The sequence below is a fragment of the Roseibium sediminis genome (assembly GCF_008711325.1).
In the GTDB taxonomy this organism is placed as follows: Bacteria; Pseudomonadota; Alphaproteobacteria; order Rhizobiales; family Stappiaceae; genus Roseibium; species Roseibium sediminis.
Genome location: NZ_VXDB01000008.1, coordinates 199,461 through 219,427, shown reverse-complemented (window position 1 = coordinate 219,427; position 19,967 = coordinate 199,461). Strand labels below are relative to the sequence as shown.

Below are 19,967 nucleotides of genomic sequence, written 5' to 3'. Positions count from 1 at the left end.
AAGCCAGTGAATCAGAAATCATCCAACAGCGCGAGGTTTTTGCGGGTGTCCAGCTTGTCTACAAGTCCTGAAGGCGACCGGCTGCATTCCCGCAAGCTCAGAAGCTTTGCTGAGACCGCGTTCCAGTAACGAGGCAAAGGGGCTGCAAGCCCCAGCCATGGAGCAAACAAAAAACGCACGGCTGGAAGGCCGTGCGTTTTTCTTGTTTTTAATCGGCGCAACGCGCGCCGTGAAATTGCTTATTCGGCTTCGTCAGCCGGGTGGGCGTTCAACAGGCCGTAGCGCTCTTCGCCGATATTGCCGAGAAGCTCCAGCTGGGTCTCAAGGAAGTCGATATGGCCTTCCTCGTCCTTCAGCAGTTCCTCGAAGATGGCCATGGAGACATAGTCGCCTTCATCACGGCACACATCGCGGGACTTCTTGTAGGAGGTGCGGGCTTCGTATTCACCAGCCAGATCGGCTTCCAGAACTTCCTTGATGTTCTGGCCGATCTTCAGCGGCGCAACCTTTTGCATGTTCGGGTGGCCTTCAAGGAAGATGATGCGATCCACCAGCTTGTCGGCGTGCTGCATCTCCTCGATGGATTCCTCGCGCTCCTTCTTGGCAAGGCGCGTATAGCCCCAGTCGGCCAGCAGACGGTAGTGCAGCCAGTACTGGTTGATTGCCCCCAGTTCCAGGAACAGAGCTTCGTTCAGACGTTCGATAACTTTTTCACTACCCTTCATGGCGCGGTGCCTCCATCTGTGTGGTTATGCGGATTATAGTTTAGAATAATTCTAGACTGCATGTAAGCCCCGCCAAGCCCGAAAAGGGATAAAATTGTCAGTTTCCAAATTAATTTTTTGACGCAGCGGCCTTGGTGGGTTGGGCCACATTTATAGGCGTCAATTCAAGTCTTGTCGCTTGGTAAATAATAACTAATTCGTGTGTCGGTGGTCTTGTAAATAGTGCCGATCTAACCGTCCAGCCCTGTCGCCACCGCCTTGCGCATGACGGTTGGCAGCGCTTCTCCAGGAAGGGCATCGATCTCTGACCACCAGCACCCATCCGGCAGTGGAAGGCTCTTTGGCGCGACGGCAACATAAATGCTCAGTTCCAGATGGAAATGGGTGAAGGTGTGGCGAACCACATCGACTTTCTTGCGCCAGCCCAGCGGGGCAGGGGCTTGGGATAGGGCATCTGCCGTGTCGAATGTCTCGCTCCACTCGGTCCCCGGCACTTCGCTCATTCCGCCGAGCAGTCCCTTGGCGGGGCGTCGGCGCAAGAGAACCGCTCCATCGCTCTCCCGTCTGAAAACAAAGGCTGCGCCGTAACGGGTTGGCTTTGCTTTCTTGGGCGCCTTGCGTGGCAAGCTTTCAGCTGTGCCGTTTGCGCGGGCCCGGCATTGCTTCATCCATGGGCACAATCCACAGGCGGGTCTCCGAGGTGTACAAATCGTGGCACCAAGATCCATGACGGCCTGCGCAAAATCTCCCGGCCGATCATCGGGTGTGAGCGTCGCCATTGCGGCCTTGATCGGAACCTTTGCCGCGGGCAATTGCTCTTCAATTTCAAGCAGGCGGGCAAGAACCCGTTCCACATTCCCGTCGACCACGGCGGATGGCCGGTCAAATGCGATTGCAGAAATGGCAGCTGCCGTATAGGGGCCGATACCCGGAAGCGCCAGCAGCTCCTCTTCCGTATCCGGGAACCTGCCTGCATGGACGGCAGCAACCGTCTCGGCGCATTTCTTCAGGTTCCGCGCCCGTGAGTAATACCCAAGGCCGGCCCAGGCTTTCATTACGTCTTCTTCATCGGCTGCCGCCAGATCCAGAACTGATGGCCACAACTGCGTGAACTTGATGAAATAGTCTTTCACTGCCGCAACGGTGGTCTGCTGCAGCATGACCTCTGACAACCAGATCTGATAGGGGTCCGGTATCACACCAACAGCGCGGTCGGATGGTGACACTCGCCAGGGCAGGGCCCTTGCGTTGCGATCGTACCAATTGAGAAGGGCAAGAGTTTCACTTTGATCTGGCATGCAGCAAACCTGTATCTGCCGGATGCAAATTCAAGTGGGATCTTGATCTGGCTGGGGAAAAGCAGGGGAAAACATAGGCATAGCTTGTACTTAACTGGCCACGTCTTCTTTTTGTCGCATTAAGCGATGTATCGTTACGAACGAAGCAGCAAGAACGCGGCGGCATGGTTGTCTTGAAAAACGTGCTGCAAACAAGGCTGAAGCCACTTGAGAGCGAACGCAAGCCGAAAGGATCGGCGTTCAAGGAACGCCCGGAATCTCGCCGACCTTGTCGGCGATGCGGTTTCTGCTGCTTGCAAGAAGCGCGGCTTTGCTTCCGCCGAACTGCTCGCCTCCTGGCCCGATATTGTCGGGCCGCGGTATGCCACTCGGGTCCGTCCCGTTCGACTGATCTGGCCACGGCAGATGGACAATGGAGATCGGACGACAGGCGAAATTCCGTCAGCGACACTGCAAGTCTACACGGACGGGGCAACTGCCCTGATGCTGAGCCACGAAACCGGCCAGATCCTGTCAAACATCAACACGTTCTTCGGTTGGTCGGCCGTTTCCCGGATCAAGATTGTGCAAAAGCCGGTGGTTGTTCCCTCCCAACCGACCAGACGCAAGCTGCGTGAGTTGACTGACGATGAGCGCCGTGCGCTCGACAGCAAGCTCTCAAACGTTGAGAATGATCGCTTGAAAACGGCGCTGCAGAAACTTGGCGCACAGGTTATCGCCAGAAAATCTGCCGGTTAGCCGACGTTTTCACACCTCTGTGATGCTTTGCGAAAGCGCCATCCTGTTTCCTGCCATAATTTCCGCTTTTGGTTGACGTCGAAGGCCGGAAGGGGCACATCCAGAGGAAAGCCCGAACGGCGCCTATTAATAGTGACAGGAAACCGACACGTGACCGTATCTCGCAGAACGTTCTTGAAAACCTCGGTCGGATTGGCCGCTGCTGCCGGACTGGTGGGCATGCCCGCAATTGCTCTTGCCGAAAGCGTTGATCTGGAGGCGCTGCTGACGCCGGGCCCGCTGGGTGACAAGATCCTTGGCGATGCGGATGCTCCGGTCACGATCGTGGAATATGCATCCATGACCTGCGGCCATTGTGCGAATTTCCACAAGAACACCTATCCGGAACTGAAGAAGAACTATATCGAGACCGGCAAGGTGAAGTTCATATTCCGTGAATTCCCGCTCGATCCGGTTGCTGCAGCCGCCTTCATGCTGGCCCGGTCTGCCCCTGCTGACAAGTATTTCGAGATCGTGGACACCATGTTCGAAAACCAGCGTGCATGGGCGTTCAGCGACAATCCCTACAATTCACTGCTGAATTTCTCCAAGCAGATCGGATTTACACAAGAGTCTTTCGAAGAGGCCTTGAAAAACCAGAAGCTTCTTGACGCAATAAACGCAGTCAGGGAGCGCGGTGCAGGCGAATTCAAGGTAACCTCCACTCCGACTTTCTTCATCAATGGTGAAAAGCACCCGGGAGCCTTGCCGTTTGATCAGATGTCCAAGCTCATCGACGCCGAACTTTGAGGCTGATCCCCGCCGACGGATCGGTGGGGGCGAGAGCTTGACCGGCAGGTTTGAAATATCGGCGCGTCCCGCACACCGTGGGGCGCGCCGATGAAGTTTTCCAAGCTGCGCGTTGCCGGGTTCAAGTCCTTTGTGGAGCCGATGGAGTTTGTCATCGGCGACGGGCTGACGGGGGTCGTCGGCCCGAACGGCTGCGGCAAGTCCAATCTTGTCGAGGCGCTGCGCTGGGTGATGGGGGAAAACTCCTACAAGAACATGCGCGCCTCCGGCATGGATGATGTCATCTTCTCCGGCAGTCTGAACCGTCCCGCGCGCAACACGGCCGAAGTGGTCCTGTTTCTGGAGAACAATGACCACACCGCGCCGCAGGCCTTCAATGCTGCCGACATGCTGGAGGTCAGCCGCCGGATCGAACGTGAGGCTGGATCCAACTACAAGATCAACGGCAAGGATGTGCGTGCCCGTGATGTGCAGCTGCTCTTTGCCGACGCCTCCACCGGTGCGCGCTCTCCGGCCATGGTGCGGCAGGGGCAGATCGGCGAGCTGATTTCTGCAAAGCCGACCTCCCGCCGCAAGATTCTGGAGGAGGCTGCCGGCATTTCCGGGCTGCATTCGCGCAGGCACGAAGCCGAAATCAGGCTGCGCGCTGCCGAGCAGAACCTTGAGCGTCTGGAAGATGTGCTCGTGCAGATCGACGGCCAGCTGGACAGCCTGCGCCGCCAGTCGCGTCAGGCGACGCGCTATCGAAACCTCTCATCAGAAATCCGGGGCGCGGAAGCCGCCATTCTTTATCTGCGCTGGGAAGATGCCCGCACGGCGCTGGAAACGGCCGAGGCCCAGTTTCATGAGGCACAAAAGGCCGTCAACGAGGCAACGGCCATTCAGGCCGAAACAGCTCGTGTTCAGGCGATTGCTGCCCACAAGCTACCAGAACTGCGCGATGCTGCTGCGCGCGCGGCGGCCACCTTGCAGCGGCTGGTTCTGGCGAGAAACGATCTCGATGCCGACGAACGCCGCATAAAGGAGCGCCTGCAGGACATCGAGCGGCGACTGGCGCAACTGGCCGAGGACATTTCCCGCGAAGAGCGGATGGTGAGTGAAAACGACGAGGTTCTTGAACGCCTTGCCGAAGAGCGCGCTGAACTGCTGGAAGAAAACGAGACGGTGCTGGAGCGCTCCGAAGGGGCCAGGGAAAAGGTTCTTGAAGCCGAAGAGCGGGTACGCGAACTGGAGAGCGTGCTAGGCGAACGCACGTCTGCGCAGGCGCGGGCCGTGGCAGAGCGCCAGCAACTGGATCGAATGGTCGCCGATGCCCGTCAGCGGAGTGAGCGTCTGGCCGGGCAGGCAGGTGATGCGGAGACGGCTCTTGCTGCCATTACGGCCGAGTTGGATCAGGTGGACGGGGTTGCCGAGCGGCGCGAGGCCGTGGAACTGGCCGAAGAAAGCCTTGCAGAAACCGAACTGGCCGTAGAGAGCGCAGAGGAAGCCACAACCGGCGCTCGCGAGAGGGAACAGGTGAGCCGTTCCGGACTGTCGGAAGTCGAGCGGGCGCTTTCCAGTCTGGAAACGGAAGCGCGCACGCTTGAAAGCATCCTGTCCGCAGCAAGCGGTTCGGAATGGTCTCCCATCGTCGATACAATGAAGGTTGAAACCGGCTCCGAAACGGCGTTGGGCGCAGCATTAGGTGAAGACCTTGAGGCGGCAGACACGGAAGACGCGCCGGTTCATTGGGGGGATGTGCTGGTCCTCATAGATGACCCTTCCTTGCCAGCCGGTGTCCGCCCGCTATCCGATGTCGTCGAGGCTCCGAAGAAACTTGCCCGCCGTCTTGCCCAGATCGGCCTCGTTGAAAAGGCGCAAGGGCAGGAACTGCAGCGACAGCTCAAGCCGGGGCAGCGGCTTGTCTCCCGAGAAGGGGACTTGTGGCGCTGGGACGGTTTCGTGGTGCGCGCCGATGCTCCGACCCCTGCCGCACAACGCCTTGCCCAGAAGAACCGTCTTTCCGAACTTGCCGATCAGATCGAAGGTGTTCGTCGCACGGTATCTGACAAGCAGGCCGATATGGAACAGGCGGCGAGCGCAGTTCGTCAGGCCGTCGATCTTGAACAGGCTGCGCGCGGCAGGGTTCGCGAAGCGCAGCGCGAGGTGACAGCAGCAAGGGATGCGCTGACACAGGCAGAACGCGCGCTCTCGCAACTCGCCGCCCGAAAGGCCAGTGCAGAAGAACGCCTTGCCCAGCTCACGGAAGAAGCCAGCGAAGCGCGGGAGTATCTTCTGGAGGCAGAAGAGCAGTTGGAAGCTGCTCCTGATGTCTCCGGCTTTGCAGAAGAAATCGCGAAAGTGCAGGCTGACGTTTCCGCAGCGCGGTCCGCTCTCGCCGAAGCACGGGCGGTTGCCGAGGGCCTCGCCAGAGAACAGCAGATGCGCGACCGCAGGCTTGAAGCAATTGCCCGCGAGCATGAAAGCTGGCGCACCCGTGCCGCCAATGCCGCCCAGCAGATCGAAATCCTCGTCGCCCGCCGCGAGGAAGCAGCTGAAGAACGCGAGGAGCTTCTGGAAGCGCCGGAAGAAATCGAGCTGAAGCGTCGGGACCTCTTTTCGGCAATCGCCAAGGCGGAAGAGGAGAAACGGCACAAGGACGACGAGCTTCAGCAGGCCGAGCTGGATCAGGCTGAGGTGGATCGTCTTGCCAAGGATGCGCTTGAAGGCATGTCCGGTGCGCGCGAGAAAAAGATCCGGGCCGAGGAGCGTCTCGAAGCTGCGCGCGAGAGAAAATCGAATCTCGAGCGGCGCATCACCGAGGATCTCGAAGTGGCGGTGTCAGCCTTGCCGGAAATGGCTGGCTTGAGGGAAGGGGCTCCGCTTCCTGACCCCGAATCCCTTGAAAGACGGTTGGAGCGGCTGAAATCGGAACGCGAGCGGCTTGGCGGCGTGAACCTGCGCGCGGAAGAAGAGCTCAAGGAAATTGACGAGCAGAAGGCGACGCTGACGAGCGAGCGGGATGACCTGATCGAAGCCATTCGCCGTCTCAGAACCGGAATATCGAATCTCAATCGGGAAGCGCGGGAGCGGCTTCTGGCGTCCTTCCAGGTGGTCAATGACCACTTCCAGCGGCTCTTCACCCATCTTTTCGGTGGAGGAACGGCGGAATTGCAGCTGGTTGATTCGGATGACCCTCTGGACGCAGGTCTTGAGATCATCGCCCGCCCGCCGGGCAAAAAACCACAGACCATGACGCTTCTGTCGGGCGGTGAACAGGCCCTGACGGCGATGGCACTCATCTTTGCGGTGTTCCTGACCAACCCTGCACCCATCTGCGTTCTTGATGAGGTGGATGCACCGCTCGATGATGCGAATGTCGAGCGTTACTGCGACCTTCTGGATGAAATGTCGCGGAGGACCGAGACGCGGTTTGTGGTCATCACCCACAATCCCATAACAATGGCGCGCATGAACCGTCTGTTTGGGGTGACCATGGCAGAACGAGGCGTTTCCCAGCTTGTCTCGGTCGATCTGGACACCGCAGAACGGTTTCGGGAAGCAGGCTAGAAATCGTCCTTCCGCCGCGTCGCCACCTGCGACACTATGCGACTATGGTCTCTTTCAGTCGTTGAAAAGTCAAAAAAATCAATAAAAACAATGAAGTAAGAACTTGTTACCCCTTCTTGACAGGGGCAAGGGTGCCGACTATGGTGCGCGCGGCTTACGGGGGCTATTCCAGTAACCGGATCTGAAACGAAACCCGGTGTGAGGGGCGCATGACTGGCTCTGCACAAAATGGTGACGGATCAGGGAACGGACCGGAACTCTCCGAAGCGGAACTGTCTGAACGGCGGGACCGGCTGAACCGGGTGCTGGAAGGGCGGACCAAGGCGGAAGAAAGTGCCGCGGCTCGCAAACCTGCCAACACCTCCGGATACGCTCAGGCGATGAAACTCTCTTCTGAGTTCATTGCCGGGATTGTGACCGGAACGGGAATCGGTTGGCTTCTCGATCAGTGGCTGGGGACGACGCCTTTTGGGCTCATTGTCTTTTTGTTGCTGGGTTTTGCAGCTGGGGTCTTGAATGTTTTGCGGTCGGCGGGGTATGTCGCTGAGCCAGAAGCAAGCCTCGACCGCAAAAAACCGGACGATGGCAGTTCGACTTGAGATTTAACGCGCGTTTTGCGCATGGGCTTATAAGCGAAGAAGGCTGACCGGTGGCGAACGATCCGATCCATCAGTTCCAGATCCAAAAGATTTTCCCGATTGAAGTCGGGGGTATGGACCTCTCTTTCACCAACTCTTCGCTGTTCATGGTGCTGACCGTAGCATCCGCAGCGGCGTTCCTCATTTTCACGACAAGCGGTCGCGGCCTCATTCCAAGCCGTGCGCAGTCCATGTCGGAGATGGCCTATGAGTTCGTGGCGGGCATGCTGCGAAGCTCGGCGGGCACGGAAGGAATGCGTTTCTTCCCGCTCGTGTTCTCCCTCTTCATGTTTGTCCTCGTGGCAAACCTGCTTGGCATGTTCCCGTACTTCTTCACGGTGACCAGCCACATCATCGTGACCTTTGCGCTCGCCATGCTCGTCATCGGAACAGTGACGATCTACGGCCTGATGCGCCACGGTACCAAGTTCTTCCACCTCTTCGCGCCGTCCGGAGTGCCGCCGGTTCTCCTGTTGATCGTTGCGCCGATCGAAGTGGTTTCCTTCCTGTCCCGTCCGATCAGCTTGTCCGTTCGTCTTTTCGCGAACATGCTGGCCGGGCACATCACCTTGAAGGTTTTCGCCGGGTTTATCGTCTCCATGGGTGCAGCAGGCGGTCTGTCTGCAGTTGGTGCCATCCTGCCGCTCGGCATGACGGTTGCACTGACCGCTCTGGAGTTCCTGGTGGCGTTCCTGCAGGCCTACGTGTTCACGGTCCTGACCTGCATGTACCTCAACGACGCCCTTCACCCGTCTCACTAAGTTTCACCTGATCACGCGGTGGCATGAAGCTGCCGCATGAAACCTCTGCATAAACACTACGTAGGAGCACGTGTCATGGAAGCAGAAGCAGCAAAATACATCGGCGCTGGTATCGCATGCCTCGGCATGGGTGGTGCAGCAATCGCACTCGGCACCATCTTCGGTAACTACCTGAATGGCGCTCTGCGCAACCCGACTGCCGCTGACGGTCAGTTCGGTCGCCTGGTTTTCGGCTTCGCCGTTACCGAAGCTCTCGGCATCTTCTCGCTGCTGATCGCACTTCTCCTTCTCTTCGCAGTCTAATCTCTGGTTCGCTAGAGACTTTTGACGCGACTCCGAGGGCGGCGATGACGCCGCCCAATCGGACTTTGGAGATAGGACATGGCAGGCGACACCCATTCCAACGCCGAACACAACACGGAAGTTGGCATTCCGGCTGAAGAACATGGTGCGGGCTTTCCGCCGTTCGACAGCACGACCTACGCGTCGCAGATCCTTTGGCTCGCCCTGACATTTGGCGTGTTCTACTGGATCATGAAGAACGTCGCGGTTCCGCGGATCGCCGGCATTCTTGAAGACCGTAAGGATCGCATTGCAGGTGACCTTGCTGAAGCAAACCGCTTGAAGCAGGAAACCGACGAAGCGATTGCAGCTTACGAGCAGGCTCTTTCCGAAGCTCGCGCCAAGGCGCATGGCATCGCAAGCGAGACCCGCGAAAAGCTGAAAGCCGACCAGGATGCTCGCCGCGAAAAGGCGGAAGCCGAGCTGTCCGAAAAGCTTGCTGCTGCTGAAAAGCACATTGCAGGCGTGAAATCCGAGGCCCTTGGCCAGATCGAGGAAATTGCAGGTGACACTGCCTCTGCGCTTGTTGAAGCGCTCGTAGGCAGGGCTCCGGCAAAGACCGATCTGACGAAGGCCCTGAAGTCGGCAATGAACTGAGGAGACGACGATGGACGCTACTTTTTGGGCCCTCATCGGTCTCGTTCTTTTCATCGCCCTGATTGCGTACCTCAAGGTACCGGGCAAGATCGGTGGAGCTCTCGACAAGCGCGCCGATGACATCCGTGATGAGCTTGAAGAAGCCCGCCGTCTTCGTGAAGAAGCGCAGGCCCTTCTGTCCGACTATCAGCGCAAGCGCCATGAAGCCGAGGAAGAAGCAGCAAACATTGTTGCCGAAGCCACTGCAGAAGCCGAGCGCCTGACAGTTGAGACCAACAAGGCTCTTGAAGAAATGATCGCGCGCCGGACCAAGGCTGCCGAAGACAAGATTGCCCAGGCTGAATCCCAGGCCGTCAAGGAAGTTCGTTCGAAAGCTGCAGACATCGCTGTCCGCGCCGCCGAGGATATCCTGTCTTCCAAAATCAAGGACAAGGTGGCAGACGACATTCTCGCCAAGAGCATTGATCAGGTGAAGGCCAACCTCAACTGAGGTGCCGAACCAGCGGTTCTTTAAAAGCGGCCTCCGGGCCGCTTTTTTATTGCCCGGTTCAAACCGGTCACGTCTCGGAGCAAAGGCGCACGGGCTTGAAGCTCATTCGATGGTGTTCGCTCGGCCCATGTTCGGTGAGCGCTGCCTGATGCGCGGGTACGCCATAGCCCTTGTGCTGCGCAAAGCCATATTCCGGCAAATGACTGTCCAACCGAACCATCATGCGGTCGCGAAGAACCTTGGCAACGATGGAGGCTGCGGCCACCGCCAGACAGCGGCTATCGCCCTTCACCAGTGCCTGTGCCTCAATATCAAGCCCGGACGGTATATCCCGCCCGTCCACCACGACATAACGCGGAACAACGGCCAGCCCCCGAACTGCGCGCACCATCGCGCCGAGCGTAGCGCCCCGAATGTTTCTTCGGTCGATTGTTGCAGGTGAGGCGCTTGCCGCACAAACCAGAGCGGATTGGCATATGAGTGGGAAGAGTTCCTCCCGCTTGGCCTCAGAAAGCTTCTTGGAATCCGTCAGGCCCTGTGGAACCTTGTCATAGTCGAGGATCACGGCAGCAGTGACCACCGGCCCTGCCCAGGGCCCGCGCCCAGCCTCGTCCACCCCTGCGAGAAGGTCGCCAAACTGGGCGGCATACCGGCGCTCAAGCCGGAGGTCGGCATCCTCCGGAAAGCGGAGATCAAAGAGGGAAGGGGCGTAACCTGTCATGGCCCCTTGATGCCTCGTCAGGTCTTCAAGTGCAAGATCAGAACAAACTGAGCTGAACGCCGCCTTTCTGAGGGGCAACAAACTGGTCGGTCGACAGTTTGGTTTGTCGGAGGTTCAGGCCGATCCGTTTCGCTGCGAGAGAGAACCGCTTTGCTATCTGGTCCGCATAGGGCCCGCGACCGCGCATCCGTTCACCCCACTTGGCATCATAATCCTTTCCGCCGCGCATGGAGCGGATGAGGCTCATGACATGCCGGTATTTGCCCGGTTCTTCGCGAAGCAGCCAATCGCGGAAAAGCTCTGACACTTCAAGTGGCAAGCGAAGCAGGATGAAAGCTGCGGACTGCGCCCCATGTTCGTGGGCCGCTTCAAGGATGTTTTCGATCTCACTGTCATTGAGCGCAGGGATCACGGGCGCGATCATCACTGACGCCGGTATGCCGGCCTCTGCAAGAACGCGGATCGCATCCAGCCGCTTGTGCGGAGCAGAAGCGCGTGGTTCCAGCGAACGGCAGAGCTTTCGATTGAGCGATGTGATGCTGAGGGCGACCTTCGCCAGATTGCGCTCCGCCATCCGGCCAAGAATGTCCGCGTCCCTCGCCACCAGCGCCGACTTCGTCACGATGGCGACCGGGTGATTGTATTTGTCCAGCACTTCCAGAATTTCGCGCATCAGCTTGTGACGGCGTTCAAGCGGCTGGTAGGGATCGGTGTTGGTGCCGATGGCGATTGGCCGTGGGATATAGCCGGGCCGCGCAAGTTCCCGTTCCAGAAGCTCAGCTGCATTGGGTTTGACGAACAGACGGGTCTCGAAGTCCAGTCCGGGTGACAGGCCCATGAAGGCGTGACTGGGGCGGGCAAAACAATAGACGCAGCCGTGCTCGCAGCCCCGATAGGGATTGATAGACCGATCAAAGGAAATGTCCGGCGATTCATTGCGTGTTATGATGGTTCTGGCGCGTTCTTCCTGAACTTCGGTTTTCAGGGGCGGCAGATCATCGATCGTATTCCAGCCGTCATCATAGGGTTCGGCGCTTAACCGCTCGAAGCGCCCGCTCTTGTTGGTTGCCGTTCCACGCCCGCGCCGTCTGTCTTCGAGAATCCGCTGTCCGGGGTCTGGCGCCGGACCAACTTGAGGTGAATGTCCATCAGGATGTGGGAGCGTATGCGCCATGATCTGCCGATCTCTAGGGTGAGAACATAACAGGAACATGTAGCGGAATCACATCCGCAGCAAGCCCTTTTTCTCGCCAAATCCCGAAAAAGGCGATAGGTCATGGGCATGATCAGCGTCGTTATTCCCACCCTGAATTCCGAAACCAGCCTTGTTCAATGCCTTTCTTCGCTCGTTCCTGCGGCGGCGGAAGGGGTTGTTCGGGAAGTGATTGTTGTGGATGGAGGGTCGCAGGACGGAACACACCGGGTCGCCGACGCAGCTGGCTGCAGCTGGGTGGCCGTGGACAGCAACCCCGATATGCGCCTGGCTGAAGGTGTTCGCAACGCCGGACGAGGGCAATGGCTCATGTTTCTGGCGCCCAATGTGCATCTCGAGATGCCATGGCATAACGAGGTCCAGAGCATACTGGATCGTTTGAGCCGGAGCGGGCAAGCGGATCAGCTGGGACTCGTATTTCGAACGCGCAATGATGCCTTCGGCACAAGGGCGCGGTTGGTGGAAGCGTTTCAGGAGGTAAAGGCGGCCCTATTCGGATCAGGCTCCGATCTGGAGGCGCTTCTGCTGTCCCGGAGGCTGTTTGACGAGGTTTCGGGTGAGCGCGTGTTGCAGGAGCGGGGCCTGTCCGGACTCCGGCGGAAACTGGGGCGAGGTCGGCAGATCCGGTTGAAATCTGCCGCTATCGTCCAGTCACTTCCCTAAAAGGCGCATCACGCGCCCTGCAGTTTTCCCCGCTTCAGGTGCTCATCTAGCCGCGGCATGATTTCCACGAAATTGCACGGCATGTGGCGATAGTCGAGCTGCCATTTCAAAATGCCGTCCCATGCATCCTTGCATGCTCCCGGAGACCCGGGCAGGACGAAAATATAGGTCGCTCCAGCGACGCCGCCGGTTGCTCTCGACTGGATCGTCGAGGTTCCGATCTTGTCGTAGGATATCCGGTGAAACACTTCGGAAAATCCGTCCATGCGCTTTTCGAAGAGCGGTTCGATGGCTTCAGGAGTTACGTCACGACCCGTGAAACCCGTTCCGCCCGTCGTGATGATCACATCGACGCTCTGATCGGAAATCCAGCCATTCACGACACTTTGGATCGCAAGCACATCATCAGTGACGATCTTTCGATCGGCCAGCACATGTCCGGCCCCTTCAATGCGCGAAGCCAGAGTAGAGCCTGACTTGTCGTCTTCCAACACTCTGGTGTCTGAAACGGTCAAAACCGCAATCTTCAGGGGAATGAACGGGCGACTCTCATCAATCCGGTGCATCAGCTGTCTCCTTCCATACATCACATACTTCGGACTGGTAGGGAGCGCTAGGCTGAGTGGACGGATGGGCGATTTATTTCACCAATCCATCCATACAGCGTGCTGGGTGAGTTAAGGGGCGGCAATCATGAATAGCAAGGTATAAAAATGCATCTAATTAGTGTTGTTCTGGCCGAAATAACGCAATGACCTAAAGGTATTACAGAAAATGTGAAAATATCTCGCGACATTGAGGGAAGTGGGCAATACTTAAGGGCTGGATAGACTTCGCCGGTTGCAATGGCCTGTAAGAGGAAAGCATGAAAGAGCAGGTATTTCTATATTGCGAGCGCACCAGTCCCGACTTTTGGGCCGAACCATTTAATGCATGGTCGAATCTGGCCTTTTTCATTTCCGCTACTGCCGTTGCTGACCTGTGGCGTAAAAGAACGCCCGATGATCTTGTGGCTCTTTTCTTCATTTTGCTCGTTGTCATGCAGGGTGTTGGCTCGTTTCTGTTCCACACCTACGCAACCCGCTGGGCCGGTCTGGCAGATGTGCTCCCGATTGCCATCTTCATCCTGACCTATCTGATGATCGGGCTGCGAAGATATCTGGAGCTCGGCTGGCTGGCTTGCGCAGCTGCTCTCTTCCTGTTCATCGGTGTCGTGCCGATGACCAGCCGCCTGTTGGCGCCAATGATGGGCAATGCTGCCATCTATATGCCGGAGCTCGTGACGATTTTCGTGGTCGGTTCCGTCTACTTCAAGCGCAATCGCGAATTGGCCGTGCTCATCTTTGCCGCCGGTTGCACATTCGCCACTTCCCTGACATTTCGCATTCTCGACCCGCTCATGTGTGAAGCTGTGCCATCGGGTACGCATTTTCTGTGGCATATCTTCAATGGCATAACTGTCTATCTTCTGCTCAGGGTTCTCATTTGCCAGCGCGCCGGTTACACCAGTGAAGAGTTCGAAGTCGGGTGACCTGGCGCCAATTTTCCGGATATGCTGTGTCCTCCGAAAATAGATAATGCAGGACGGACATGAGCGAAGAAAAAAGCACTGGCAGCGATCTGGCGGAAGCCGCTCTCTTTTACCATCAGCATCCCCGTCCCGGAAAATTGGAAATCCAGGCAACCAAGCCGCTTGGAAACCAGCGAGATCTGGCGCTTGCCTATTCTCCCGGTGTTGCTGCGCCATGTCTTGAGATCGCCAAGGATCCTTCAAAAGCTGCCGATTATACCAGCCGCGCCAACCTTGTTGCTGTGATTTCCAACGGCACGGCGGTTCTTGGTCTGGGGGCTATTGGCCCGCTTGCTTCCAAGCCGGTTATGGAAGGCAAGGCCGTCCTCTTCAAGAAGTTTGCCGGCATCGACGTATTCGATATCGAAGTGGACGAACTGGATGTGGAGAGGTTCGTTGACGCTGTTGCCGTTCTGGAGCCGACCTTTGGCGGAATCAATCTTGAGGACATCAAGGCGCCGGAGTGCTTCAAGATCGAGGCAAAACTCCGCGAGCGGATGAATATCCCCGTCTTTCACGACGATCAGCACGGCACGGCAATCATCGTTGGTGCCGCCGTCCGCAACGGTTTGACGCTTGCCGGAAAGAAGATCGAGGACGCGAAGATCGTGGCTTCGGGTGCAGGCGCAGCGGCGCTTGCCTGCCTCAATATGCTGGTGTCTCTGGGCGCGCGGCGCGAAAACATCTGGGTCACCGATATCGAAGGTGTCGTCTATGAGGGCCGTGAAGCCTTGATGGACGAATACAAGGCGATCTTTGCCCAGAAAACCGATCACCGCACGTTGAGCGATGTGATCGACGGCGCGGACGTGTTCCTCGGCCTTTCGGCTGCGGGCGTTCTGAAGCCGGAGATGGTCAAGAAGATGGGCAAGGGGCCCTTGATCCTTGCCCTGGCCAACCCGAACCCTGAAATCACGCCGGAAGACGCCCTTGCTGCCCGCCCGGATGTGGTCATGTGCACCGGCCGGTCCGACTACCCGAACCAGGTCAACAACGTTCTGTGTTTCCCGTATATCTTCCGCGGTGCTCTGGATGTTGGCGCCACGACGATCAATGAGGAAATGAAACGCGCCGCCGTTGAGGCGATCGCGGAACTGGCTCAGGAAGAGCCGTCTGACGTGGCTGCCAGAGCCTATGGTGGACGCACGGAAACCTTTGGTCCGAACTATCTCATTCCGTCTCCGTTCGATCAGCGCCTGATCCTGCGCATCGCCCCCGCTGTCGCAAAGGCGGCAATGGACACGGGTGTCGCAACCCGCCCGATCGAGGATTTCGACGCCTATAAGGACCGGCTGAATCGCTTCGTTTTCCGGTCTGGCCTGATCATGAAACCGATCATCCAGAAGGCTTCGCAGGATCCCAAGCGGATCATCTTCGCAGAAGGGGAAGACGAGCGCGTGCTGCGTGCTGCTCAGGTTCTGCTGGAAGATCGTATTGCCCAGCCGATCCTTGTCGGACGTCCCGATGTTCTGGAAGCGCGCTGCGAGCGCTATGGTCTGAAGATCCGTCCGGGCAAGAGCTTCGAGTTCATCAACCCGCAGGATGATCCGCGCTATCGCGAATATGTAGACGAGTATTTCGCCTGTGTCGGCCGCAAGGGGCTGCCGCCCGATGCTGCCAGAACGATTGTGCGCACAAATACGACGGTCATCTCCGCGCTTGCGTTGCGCCGAGGCGATGCGGACGCGCTGATTTGTGGTCTGGAAGGGCGCTACATCCGCCATCTGCGCGACATTCGCCAGGTGATCGGGCTTTGCGAGGAGACACGGGATCTGTCGGCTCTCTCGCTCTTGATCAGCAGCCGCGGGGCTCTTTTCCTGTCGGACACCTTCGTATCTGAAGACCCCTCTGCGGAGGAGCTGGCGGAAATGACGTCTCTGGCTGCGCGCGAAATTCAACGATTTGGCATCGAGCCGAAAGCCGCGCTGCTGTCGTCTTCGAATTTCGGATCCCGCGACACGCCGTCATCCCGCAAGATGCGGGAAGCGCTCAAGATCCTGTGGTCCAAGTATCCCGAGCTTGAAGTTGACGGAGAAATGCACGGCGATTCAGCACTTAGCGATGCGCTGCGCGAACGTGTGATGCCGGACGGCAAGCTCAAGGGCGAAGCCAATCTTCTGATCTTCCCGAATCTGGATGCGGCAAACATTGCGCTGAACCTCCTGAAAGTGTCGACGAATGCACTGCATGTCGGTCCGATCCTTCTGGGAGCAGCCAAACCGGCACATATTCTCACCCCGTCCGTGACGTCGCGCGGCGTGGTGAACATGTCGGCTCTGGCGTGCGTCGAAGCCCAGACCGCTCGCGTATCCTCATAAGGAGGCGGCGGCGCAAGCCGCCGTTTCTTCATTACCGCCAGCGGATTTACCAGCCGGGATTCCCGGCGAGATCAACGGGCGCTATATCGAAATCGATAGAGCGCCCAAAGCTGATCGATCCAGAAGTGAACGAGCATCGGGCGTTCCTAAAAAAACGCCCGGCGCTCTGGCTCATTCATTTTCAACTTGGAATATTTTCATCCCATGCTTCCAGATTTGAAGCCGCCATCTGAATGTTCAACACGCCAGGACATCAGAACTTCAATCGACCTGATTGATGAGGAGCTGCTGCGGCTGTTTGTGGTGCGGCAGGGCTATATCCGGCGGATGGCAGAGCTGAAGACACATCCCGATCAGGCATTTGATGCCGAGCGTATTGAAACCATGGTCCATCGCCTGACTGTGCGGGCAGAGGAGCTCGGGCTTGAAGGGGAGCAGGTGGACAAGGTCTGGCGCACGCTGATCGACTGGAATGTTGCCTATGAGGAGCGCACCATTGCCGCGCGGTTGGAGGCAAACCAGAAAAACGCATCGGGCAACGAAGCCACCAAATCGGACTAGGCAAAGATCCCGCTCATCTGGTTCCCGCCTTGGTACGGCCCTATCTATCTGTGCAAGATGACGGCCCTGCAGATGGAGATCGGAATGGCAGCACCACTTGCAAAACGCTTCTGGCTAACCGCCACAGCTCTTCTGGCCTTTCAGGTAATGAGCGCGCAATCCGGGTCGGCTGAAGTGCAGTTCTCACTCGAAGTTGTCACCGAAGATCTGGTTTATCCATGGGGTGTTGCTTTCCTGCCCGGCGGCGGCTTTCTGGTGAGCGAGCGCGACGGCGTTCTCAAGCATGTGGATGGCGATGGAAACCAGAGTGTGGTCCCCGGCACGCCCGAGGTCTTTGCCAACGGTCAGGGCGGCCTGCTTGACATCGCCCTTGCTCCGGATTTTGAGCGGACAAGGGAAGTTTATCTCAGTTTTTCAGAAGGGTCTGCCGGTGGAGCAGGGACCTCGGTCTTTCGTGGGCGCCTGACTGAGCAGGGGGGTGGTTATGCCCTTGAAGACGGGCAGGTCATTTTTTCGGGAAACAATCGTTCGCATGGTGGTCGCCATTTCGGTTCTCGTCTCGTCTTCGCGCCGGACGAAACCCTGTTCGTCACAACGGGTGACAGGGGCGAAGGCGAGCGTGCGCAGAACCCGGGAGATCATGCCGGTGCGGTCCTGAGGATTGACCGAAACGGCAAGGCACCTGACGACAATCCCTTCTCCAATGTGTCCGGTCACCTCGCCGAGATCTGGTCCATTGGACATCGCAACCCGCAAGGCGCGACGCTTCACCCGGAAACCGGGGAACTCTGGACCGTGGAACATGGCGCGCGCGGCGGGGATGAAATCAACCGACCCAAGGCTGGTCGGAATTATGGTTGGCCGGTCATCTCTTTTGGCCGCCACTACAGCGGCGGCAAGATCGGCGAGGGAATGCAGAAAGATGGTATGGAACAACCGGTTCACTATTGGGACCCGTCGATTGCTCCCTCCGGGATGGCATTTGTCGACAGCCCGCTGTTTCCCGAATGGAACGGCTCGTTGCTTGTCGGGGCCTTGCGCGGGCAACACATTGCCCGGCTGGAGTTCAAGGACGGCAAGGTGGTTACCGAGCAACAGCTTCTGGTCGATCTGGAAGAGCGAATCCGCGACGTCCGGCAAGGCCCGGATGGCTACATCTATTTCCTGACAGACAGCGACGAAGGACGTTTGATCCGGATGAAACCGCGCTAAAGCGGCAGCCGGCCAAGTGGATGCCGGGCTAGCCGTCAAGGAACCTGCTTCACCCGGTCCATTTCCTGATGAGGCACGGTTTCGGGGGAAACAAACAGCCGTTCGAATTTCCAAGCCGGAACAGCGCGGGAGAAATAATAACCCTGACCAAGAGAGCAGCCGAGGTTCAAAACCGCATCACGTTGTTCTGCGGTCTCGATTCCTTCCGCAATCGTTGCAACACCCAACCGACCAGCCAGATCGATCATCGTCTTGACGACCGCCTTCTGGGTGTCATCGCGCACGGCGCGGTCTACAAATTTCCGGTCAATCTTGATCGTGCTGAAGGAGAGTTCGGAAAGCTGCAGGATGTTGGAGTAACCGGTGCCGAAATCATCAAGCGCAATGCGCGTTCCGCCAGCGACAAGATCCTTGATGACGGTCGTAGCCGCTTCCGTTTCACGCAGCAGCGCCCCTTCCGTGAACTCGACCTCAAGCCGTGAGGCAGGAAACCCGGTTTCCGCGAGGATGCGCCGGATGCGCTTGCCGAGAAGTCGGTCGGACAACATGGTTGGAGCGATGTTGAACGCCAGGGTGATGTCAGCGGGCCATTTGAGGGCATCCTCGGTCGCCTTGCGCAGCAATTGCTCCGAGAGGTTGACGATGCCTCCGATTTCTTCAGCCACCGGAATGAACACATCGGGCGGTAGCATGGTGCCATCATCGCCGGACCAGCGCGCAAGCACCTCTGCGCCAACAACGTTGCCGGTCGCCAGATCCATGATCGGCTGGTAATGCGGCATGATGGTCCGTTGTTGCAGGGCTGTGCGCACTTTTGTTTCCAGCTCCGCCCGCCGGGCAACATCCTGATGCATGGAGAGTTCGAAGAAGGCAGCCGTATTGCGTCCGGAGCGCTTGGCAAAATAGAGCGCTACATCGGCTGCATGAAGGAGGTCGGCCATTTCCAATCCGTTTTCGGGATAGATCGAAATGCCGACGGAAGCCCCGACCTCGACCTGTACACCCGAGATCGTCATGGGCGCGCACAGGGACTTGATGAGGTCCTTGGCTGCTGCAACCCCACTTGCCCGTCCGAACTGGTCAGCGTCGACGATCAGCAGAAACTCGTCGCCGCCCAGCCGAATGACGATGGAGTCCTGATACTGGTTCATGAGCCGCAAGGCAGTCGTCTTCAGCAGTTGATCTCCGCCGCCATGACCAATGAGATCATTGATCTTCTTGAAGCCGTCGAGATCGATGGCAAGAAAGGCAAGTTGATCTGCTTGCAGGTCCGCCTGAAGCTCTGCCAGATTAAGAACGGAAAAGTAGCGCCGGTTCGGCAGGGCCGTCAGCGGGTCATGGGTTGATAGCCAGTCAGCGCGCGCCTGTGCTTCGCGGCGCAGAAGGACTTCCTTGGTTCTTTCCAGATAACGGCGAAGCCCGAACACGAAGCCGCCGATCCCGGCAAGGATCAGCGCAAGCAGGATCTCGTCGAGTTCCCAATCCTCATGCGCTTCCAGAAAGTCATGGAATGCCTCATACGCATCCATTTCGACGGCAGTCAGCCAAAGGACCACCGAAGCCAAGCCGATGAATATCGCATCCTTTTGGGCAGCGGAAAGCGTATTGAATAATTTCACTGTAAACCCCGTCCGATGGAGCATGCACGGCACAGAAAAAGCCTATTGTTCTTGTGGGGAATAGTATAGCGCTAAATCAGAGATTTACAGAACGTATAAAATGCATTGTAGAAGTTGCGAAGGTTGCACCGCCCTTGATTATCTTGCGTTGCAGCCCGATATG

The 19,967-nt window shown here is 57.9% G+C and carries 19 protein-coding genes; 13 read left to right on the top strand and 6 right to left on the bottom strand.

Translation table 11 applies throughout. The features are described from left to right. Positions 1-239: 239 nt before the first annotated feature. Together bfr and mutY are read right to left on the bottom strand one after the other, a co-directional pair. Positions 240-725, bottom strand: a complete 486-nt coding sequence (gene bfr, locus F0155_RS10480; RefSeq protein ID WP_150524458.1) for a bacterioferritin — start codon at positions 723-725, stop codon at positions 240-242. Positions 726-955: 230 nt separating this feature from the next. Continuing rightward, positions 956-2,023 carry an A/G-specific adenine glycosylase gene (gene mutY / locus F0155_RS10475; RefSeq protein ID WP_150524457.1) on the bottom strand — a complete coding sequence of 356 codons (1,068 nt, stop codon included), beginning with the start codon at positions 2,021-2,023 and terminating at the stop codon, positions 956-958. A 207-nt stretch (positions 2,024-2,230) separates the two neighbouring features. On the opposite strand from mutY, the gene F0155_RS10470 reads away from it, so the two are divergent. The 8 genes from F0155_RS10470 to F0155_RS10435 all read left to right on the top strand — a co-directional run bounded on the left by F0155_RS10470 (position 2,231) and on the right by F0155_RS10435 (position 9,927). Continuing rightward, a complete protein-coding gene (locus F0155_RS10470) occupies positions 2,231-2,761 on the top strand; it encodes a DUF721 domain-containing protein (protein WP_150524456.1) in 531 nt (176 codons plus the stop codon). Between the two features lie 150 nt (positions 2,762-2,911). After that, positions 2,912-3,550: a thioredoxin domain-containing protein gene (locus F0155_RS10465; RefSeq protein WP_150524455.1), complete on the top strand. Its 639-nt coding sequence runs from the start codon at positions 2,912-2,914 to the stop codon at positions 3,548-3,550. Positions 3,551-3,640: 90 nt separating this feature from the next. Next, positions 3,641-7,099 carry a chromosome segregation protein SMC gene (gene smc / locus F0155_RS10460; protein ID WP_150524454.1) on the top strand — a complete coding sequence of 1,153 codons (3,459 nt, stop codon included), beginning with the start codon at positions 3,641-3,643 and terminating at the stop codon, positions 7,097-7,099. A gap of 209 nt (positions 7,100-7,308) precedes the next feature. Next, on the top strand, positions 7,309-7,698 hold the full coding sequence (locus tag F0155_RS10455; protein WP_150524453.1) for an AtpZ/AtpI family protein: 390 nt from the start codon (positions 7,309-7,311) through the stop codon (positions 7,696-7,698). A 50-nt stretch (positions 7,699-7,748) separates the two neighbouring features. After that, positions 7,749-8,498, top strand: coding sequence for a F0F1 ATP synthase subunit A (locus F0155_RS10450; RefSeq protein WP_150524452.1), 750 nt, complete (start codon positions 7,749-7,751; stop codon positions 8,496-8,498). 75 nt (positions 8,499-8,573) lie between these two features. After that, positions 8,574-8,801 carry a F0F1 ATP synthase subunit C gene (locus tag F0155_RS10445; protein WP_008191441.1) on the top strand — a complete coding sequence of 76 codons (228 nt, stop codon included), beginning with the start codon at positions 8,574-8,576 and terminating at the stop codon, positions 8,799-8,801. A 78-nt stretch (positions 8,802-8,879) separates the two neighbouring features. Beyond that, entirely contained in the window at positions 8,880-9,437 is a 558-nt protein-coding gene (locus tag F0155_RS10440; RefSeq protein WP_150524451.1) for a F0F1 ATP synthase subunit B, read from the top strand. 10 nt (positions 9,438-9,447) lie between these two features. Further along, positions 9,448-9,927, top strand: coding sequence for a F0F1 ATP synthase subunit B (locus F0155_RS10435; RefSeq protein ID WP_150524450.1), 480 nt, complete (start codon positions 9,448-9,450; stop codon positions 9,925-9,927). A 67-nt stretch (positions 9,928-9,994) separates the two neighbouring features. On the opposite strand, the gene F0155_RS10430 is transcribed toward F0155_RS10435, so the two are convergent. Beyond that, positions 9,995-10,648, bottom strand: coding sequence for a ribonuclease HII (locus F0155_RS10430; RefSeq protein WP_150524449.1), 654 nt, complete (start codon positions 10,646-10,648; stop codon positions 9,995-9,997). Between the two features lie 37 nt (positions 10,649-10,685). Continuing rightward, a complete protein-coding gene (locus F0155_RS10425) occupies positions 10,686-11,822 on the bottom strand; it encodes a PA0069 family radical SAM protein (protein ID WP_150524448.1) in 1,137 nt (378 codons plus the stop codon). Positions 11,823-11,924: 102 nt separating this feature from the next. Here F0155_RS10425 and F0155_RS10420 point away from each other — a divergent pair, with 102 nt between their 5' ends. Then, entirely contained in the window at positions 11,925-12,524 is a 600-nt protein-coding gene (locus tag F0155_RS10420; protein WP_150524447.1) for a glycosyltransferase, read from the top strand. A gap of 8 nt (positions 12,525-12,532) precedes the next feature. On the opposite strand, the gene moaB is transcribed toward F0155_RS10420, so the two are convergent. Then, positions 12,533-13,090 (bottom strand): molybdenum cofactor biosynthesis protein B, encoded by a 558-nt coding sequence (gene moaB / locus F0155_RS10415; protein ID WP_150524446.1) that lies wholly within the window; start codon positions 13,088-13,090, stop codon positions 12,533-12,535. A 299-nt stretch (positions 13,091-13,389) separates the two neighbouring features. Here moaB and F0155_RS10410 point away from each other — a divergent pair, with 299 nt between their 5' ends. The 4 genes from F0155_RS10410 to F0155_RS10395 all read left to right on the top strand — a co-directional run bounded on the left by F0155_RS10410 (position 13,390) and on the right by F0155_RS10395 (position 18,185). After that, positions 13,390-14,055: a ceramidase domain-containing protein gene (locus tag F0155_RS10410; protein WP_150524445.1), complete on the top strand. Its 666-nt coding sequence runs from the start codon at positions 13,390-13,392 to the stop codon at positions 14,053-14,055. Positions 14,056-14,114: 59 nt separating this feature from the next. After that, the gene (locus F0155_RS10405; protein WP_150524444.1) at positions 14,115-16,412 is read left to right on the top strand and encodes an NADP-dependent malic enzyme; all 2,298 of its coding nucleotides are present in this window, start codon (positions 14,115-14,117) and stop codon (positions 16,410-16,412) included. A 204-nt stretch (positions 16,413-16,616) separates the two neighbouring features. Continuing rightward, on the top strand, positions 16,617-16,973 hold the full coding sequence (locus F0155_RS10400; protein ID WP_150524443.1) for a chorismate mutase: 357 nt from the start codon (positions 16,617-16,619) through the stop codon (positions 16,971-16,973). Between the two features lie 84 nt (positions 16,974-17,057). Next, positions 17,058-18,185, top strand: a complete 1,128-nt coding sequence (locus F0155_RS10395; RefSeq protein WP_208999224.1) for a PQQ-dependent sugar dehydrogenase — start codon at positions 17,058-17,060, stop codon at positions 18,183-18,185. Positions 18,186-18,220: 35 nt separating this feature from the next. On the opposite strand, the gene F0155_RS10390 is transcribed toward F0155_RS10395, so the two are convergent. After that, complete coding sequence (locus F0155_RS10390) at positions 18,221-19,804, bottom strand: putative bifunctional diguanylate cyclase/phosphodiesterase (RefSeq protein ID WP_161599789.1); 1,584 nt, start codon at positions 19,802-19,804, stop codon at positions 18,221-18,223. Positions 19,805-19,967 lie beyond the last annotated feature (163 nt).

Excerpts from the sequence above, each read along its gene's own strand:
- bfr (WP_150524458.1), bottom strand. The coding sequence starts at position 725 with ATGAAGGGTAGTGAAAAAGTTATCGAACGTCTGAACGAAGCTCTGTTC.
- mutY (WP_150524457.1), bottom strand. The coding sequence starts at position 2,023 with ATGCCAGATCAAAGTGAAACTCTTGCCCTTCTCAATTGGTACGATCGC.
- smc (WP_150524454.1), top strand. The coding sequence starts at position 3,641 with ATGAAGTTTTCCAAGCTGCGCGTTGCCGGGTTCAAGTCCTTTGTGGAG.
- F0155_RS10455 (WP_150524453.1), top strand. The coding sequence starts at position 7,309 with ATGACTGGCTCTGCACAAAATGGTGACGGATCAGGGAACGGACCGGAA.
- F0155_RS10445 (WP_008191441.1), top strand. The coding sequence starts at position 8,574 with ATGGAAGCAGAAGCAGCAAAATACATCGGCGCTGGTATCGCATGCCTC.
- F0155_RS10440 (WP_150524451.1), top strand. The coding sequence starts at position 8,880 with ATGGCAGGCGACACCCATTCCAACGCCGAACACAACACGGAAGTTGGC.
- F0155_RS10435 (WP_150524450.1), top strand. The coding sequence starts at position 9,448 with ATGGACGCTACTTTTTGGGCCCTCATCGGTCTCGTTCTTTTCATCGCC.
- F0155_RS10430 (WP_150524449.1), bottom strand. The coding sequence starts at position 10,648 with ATGACAGGTTACGCCCCTTCCCTCTTTGATCTCCGCTTTCCGGAGGAT.
- F0155_RS10425 (WP_150524448.1), bottom strand. The coding sequence starts at position 11,822 with ATGGCGCATACGCTCCCACATCCTGATGGACATTCACCTCAAGTTGGT.
- F0155_RS10420 (WP_150524447.1), top strand. The coding sequence starts at position 11,925 with ATGGGCATGATCAGCGTCGTTATTCCCACCCTGAATTCCGAAACCAGC.
- moaB (WP_150524446.1), bottom strand. The coding sequence starts at position 13,090 with ATGCACCGGATTGATGAGAGTCGCCCGTTCATTCCCCTGAAGATTGCG.
- F0155_RS10410 (WP_150524445.1), top strand. The coding sequence starts at position 13,390 with ATGAAAGAGCAGGTATTTCTATATTGCGAGCGCACCAGTCCCGACTTT.
- F0155_RS10405 (WP_150524444.1), top strand. The coding sequence starts at position 14,115 with ATGAGCGAAGAAAAAAGCACTGGCAGCGATCTGGCGGAAGCCGCTCTC.
- F0155_RS10400 (WP_150524443.1), top strand. The coding sequence starts at position 16,617 with ATGCTTCCAGATTTGAAGCCGCCATCTGAATGTTCAACACGCCAGGAC.
- F0155_RS10395 (WP_208999224.1), top strand. The coding sequence starts at position 17,058 with ATGGCAGCACCACTTGCAAAACGCTTCTGGCTAACCGCCACAGCTCTT.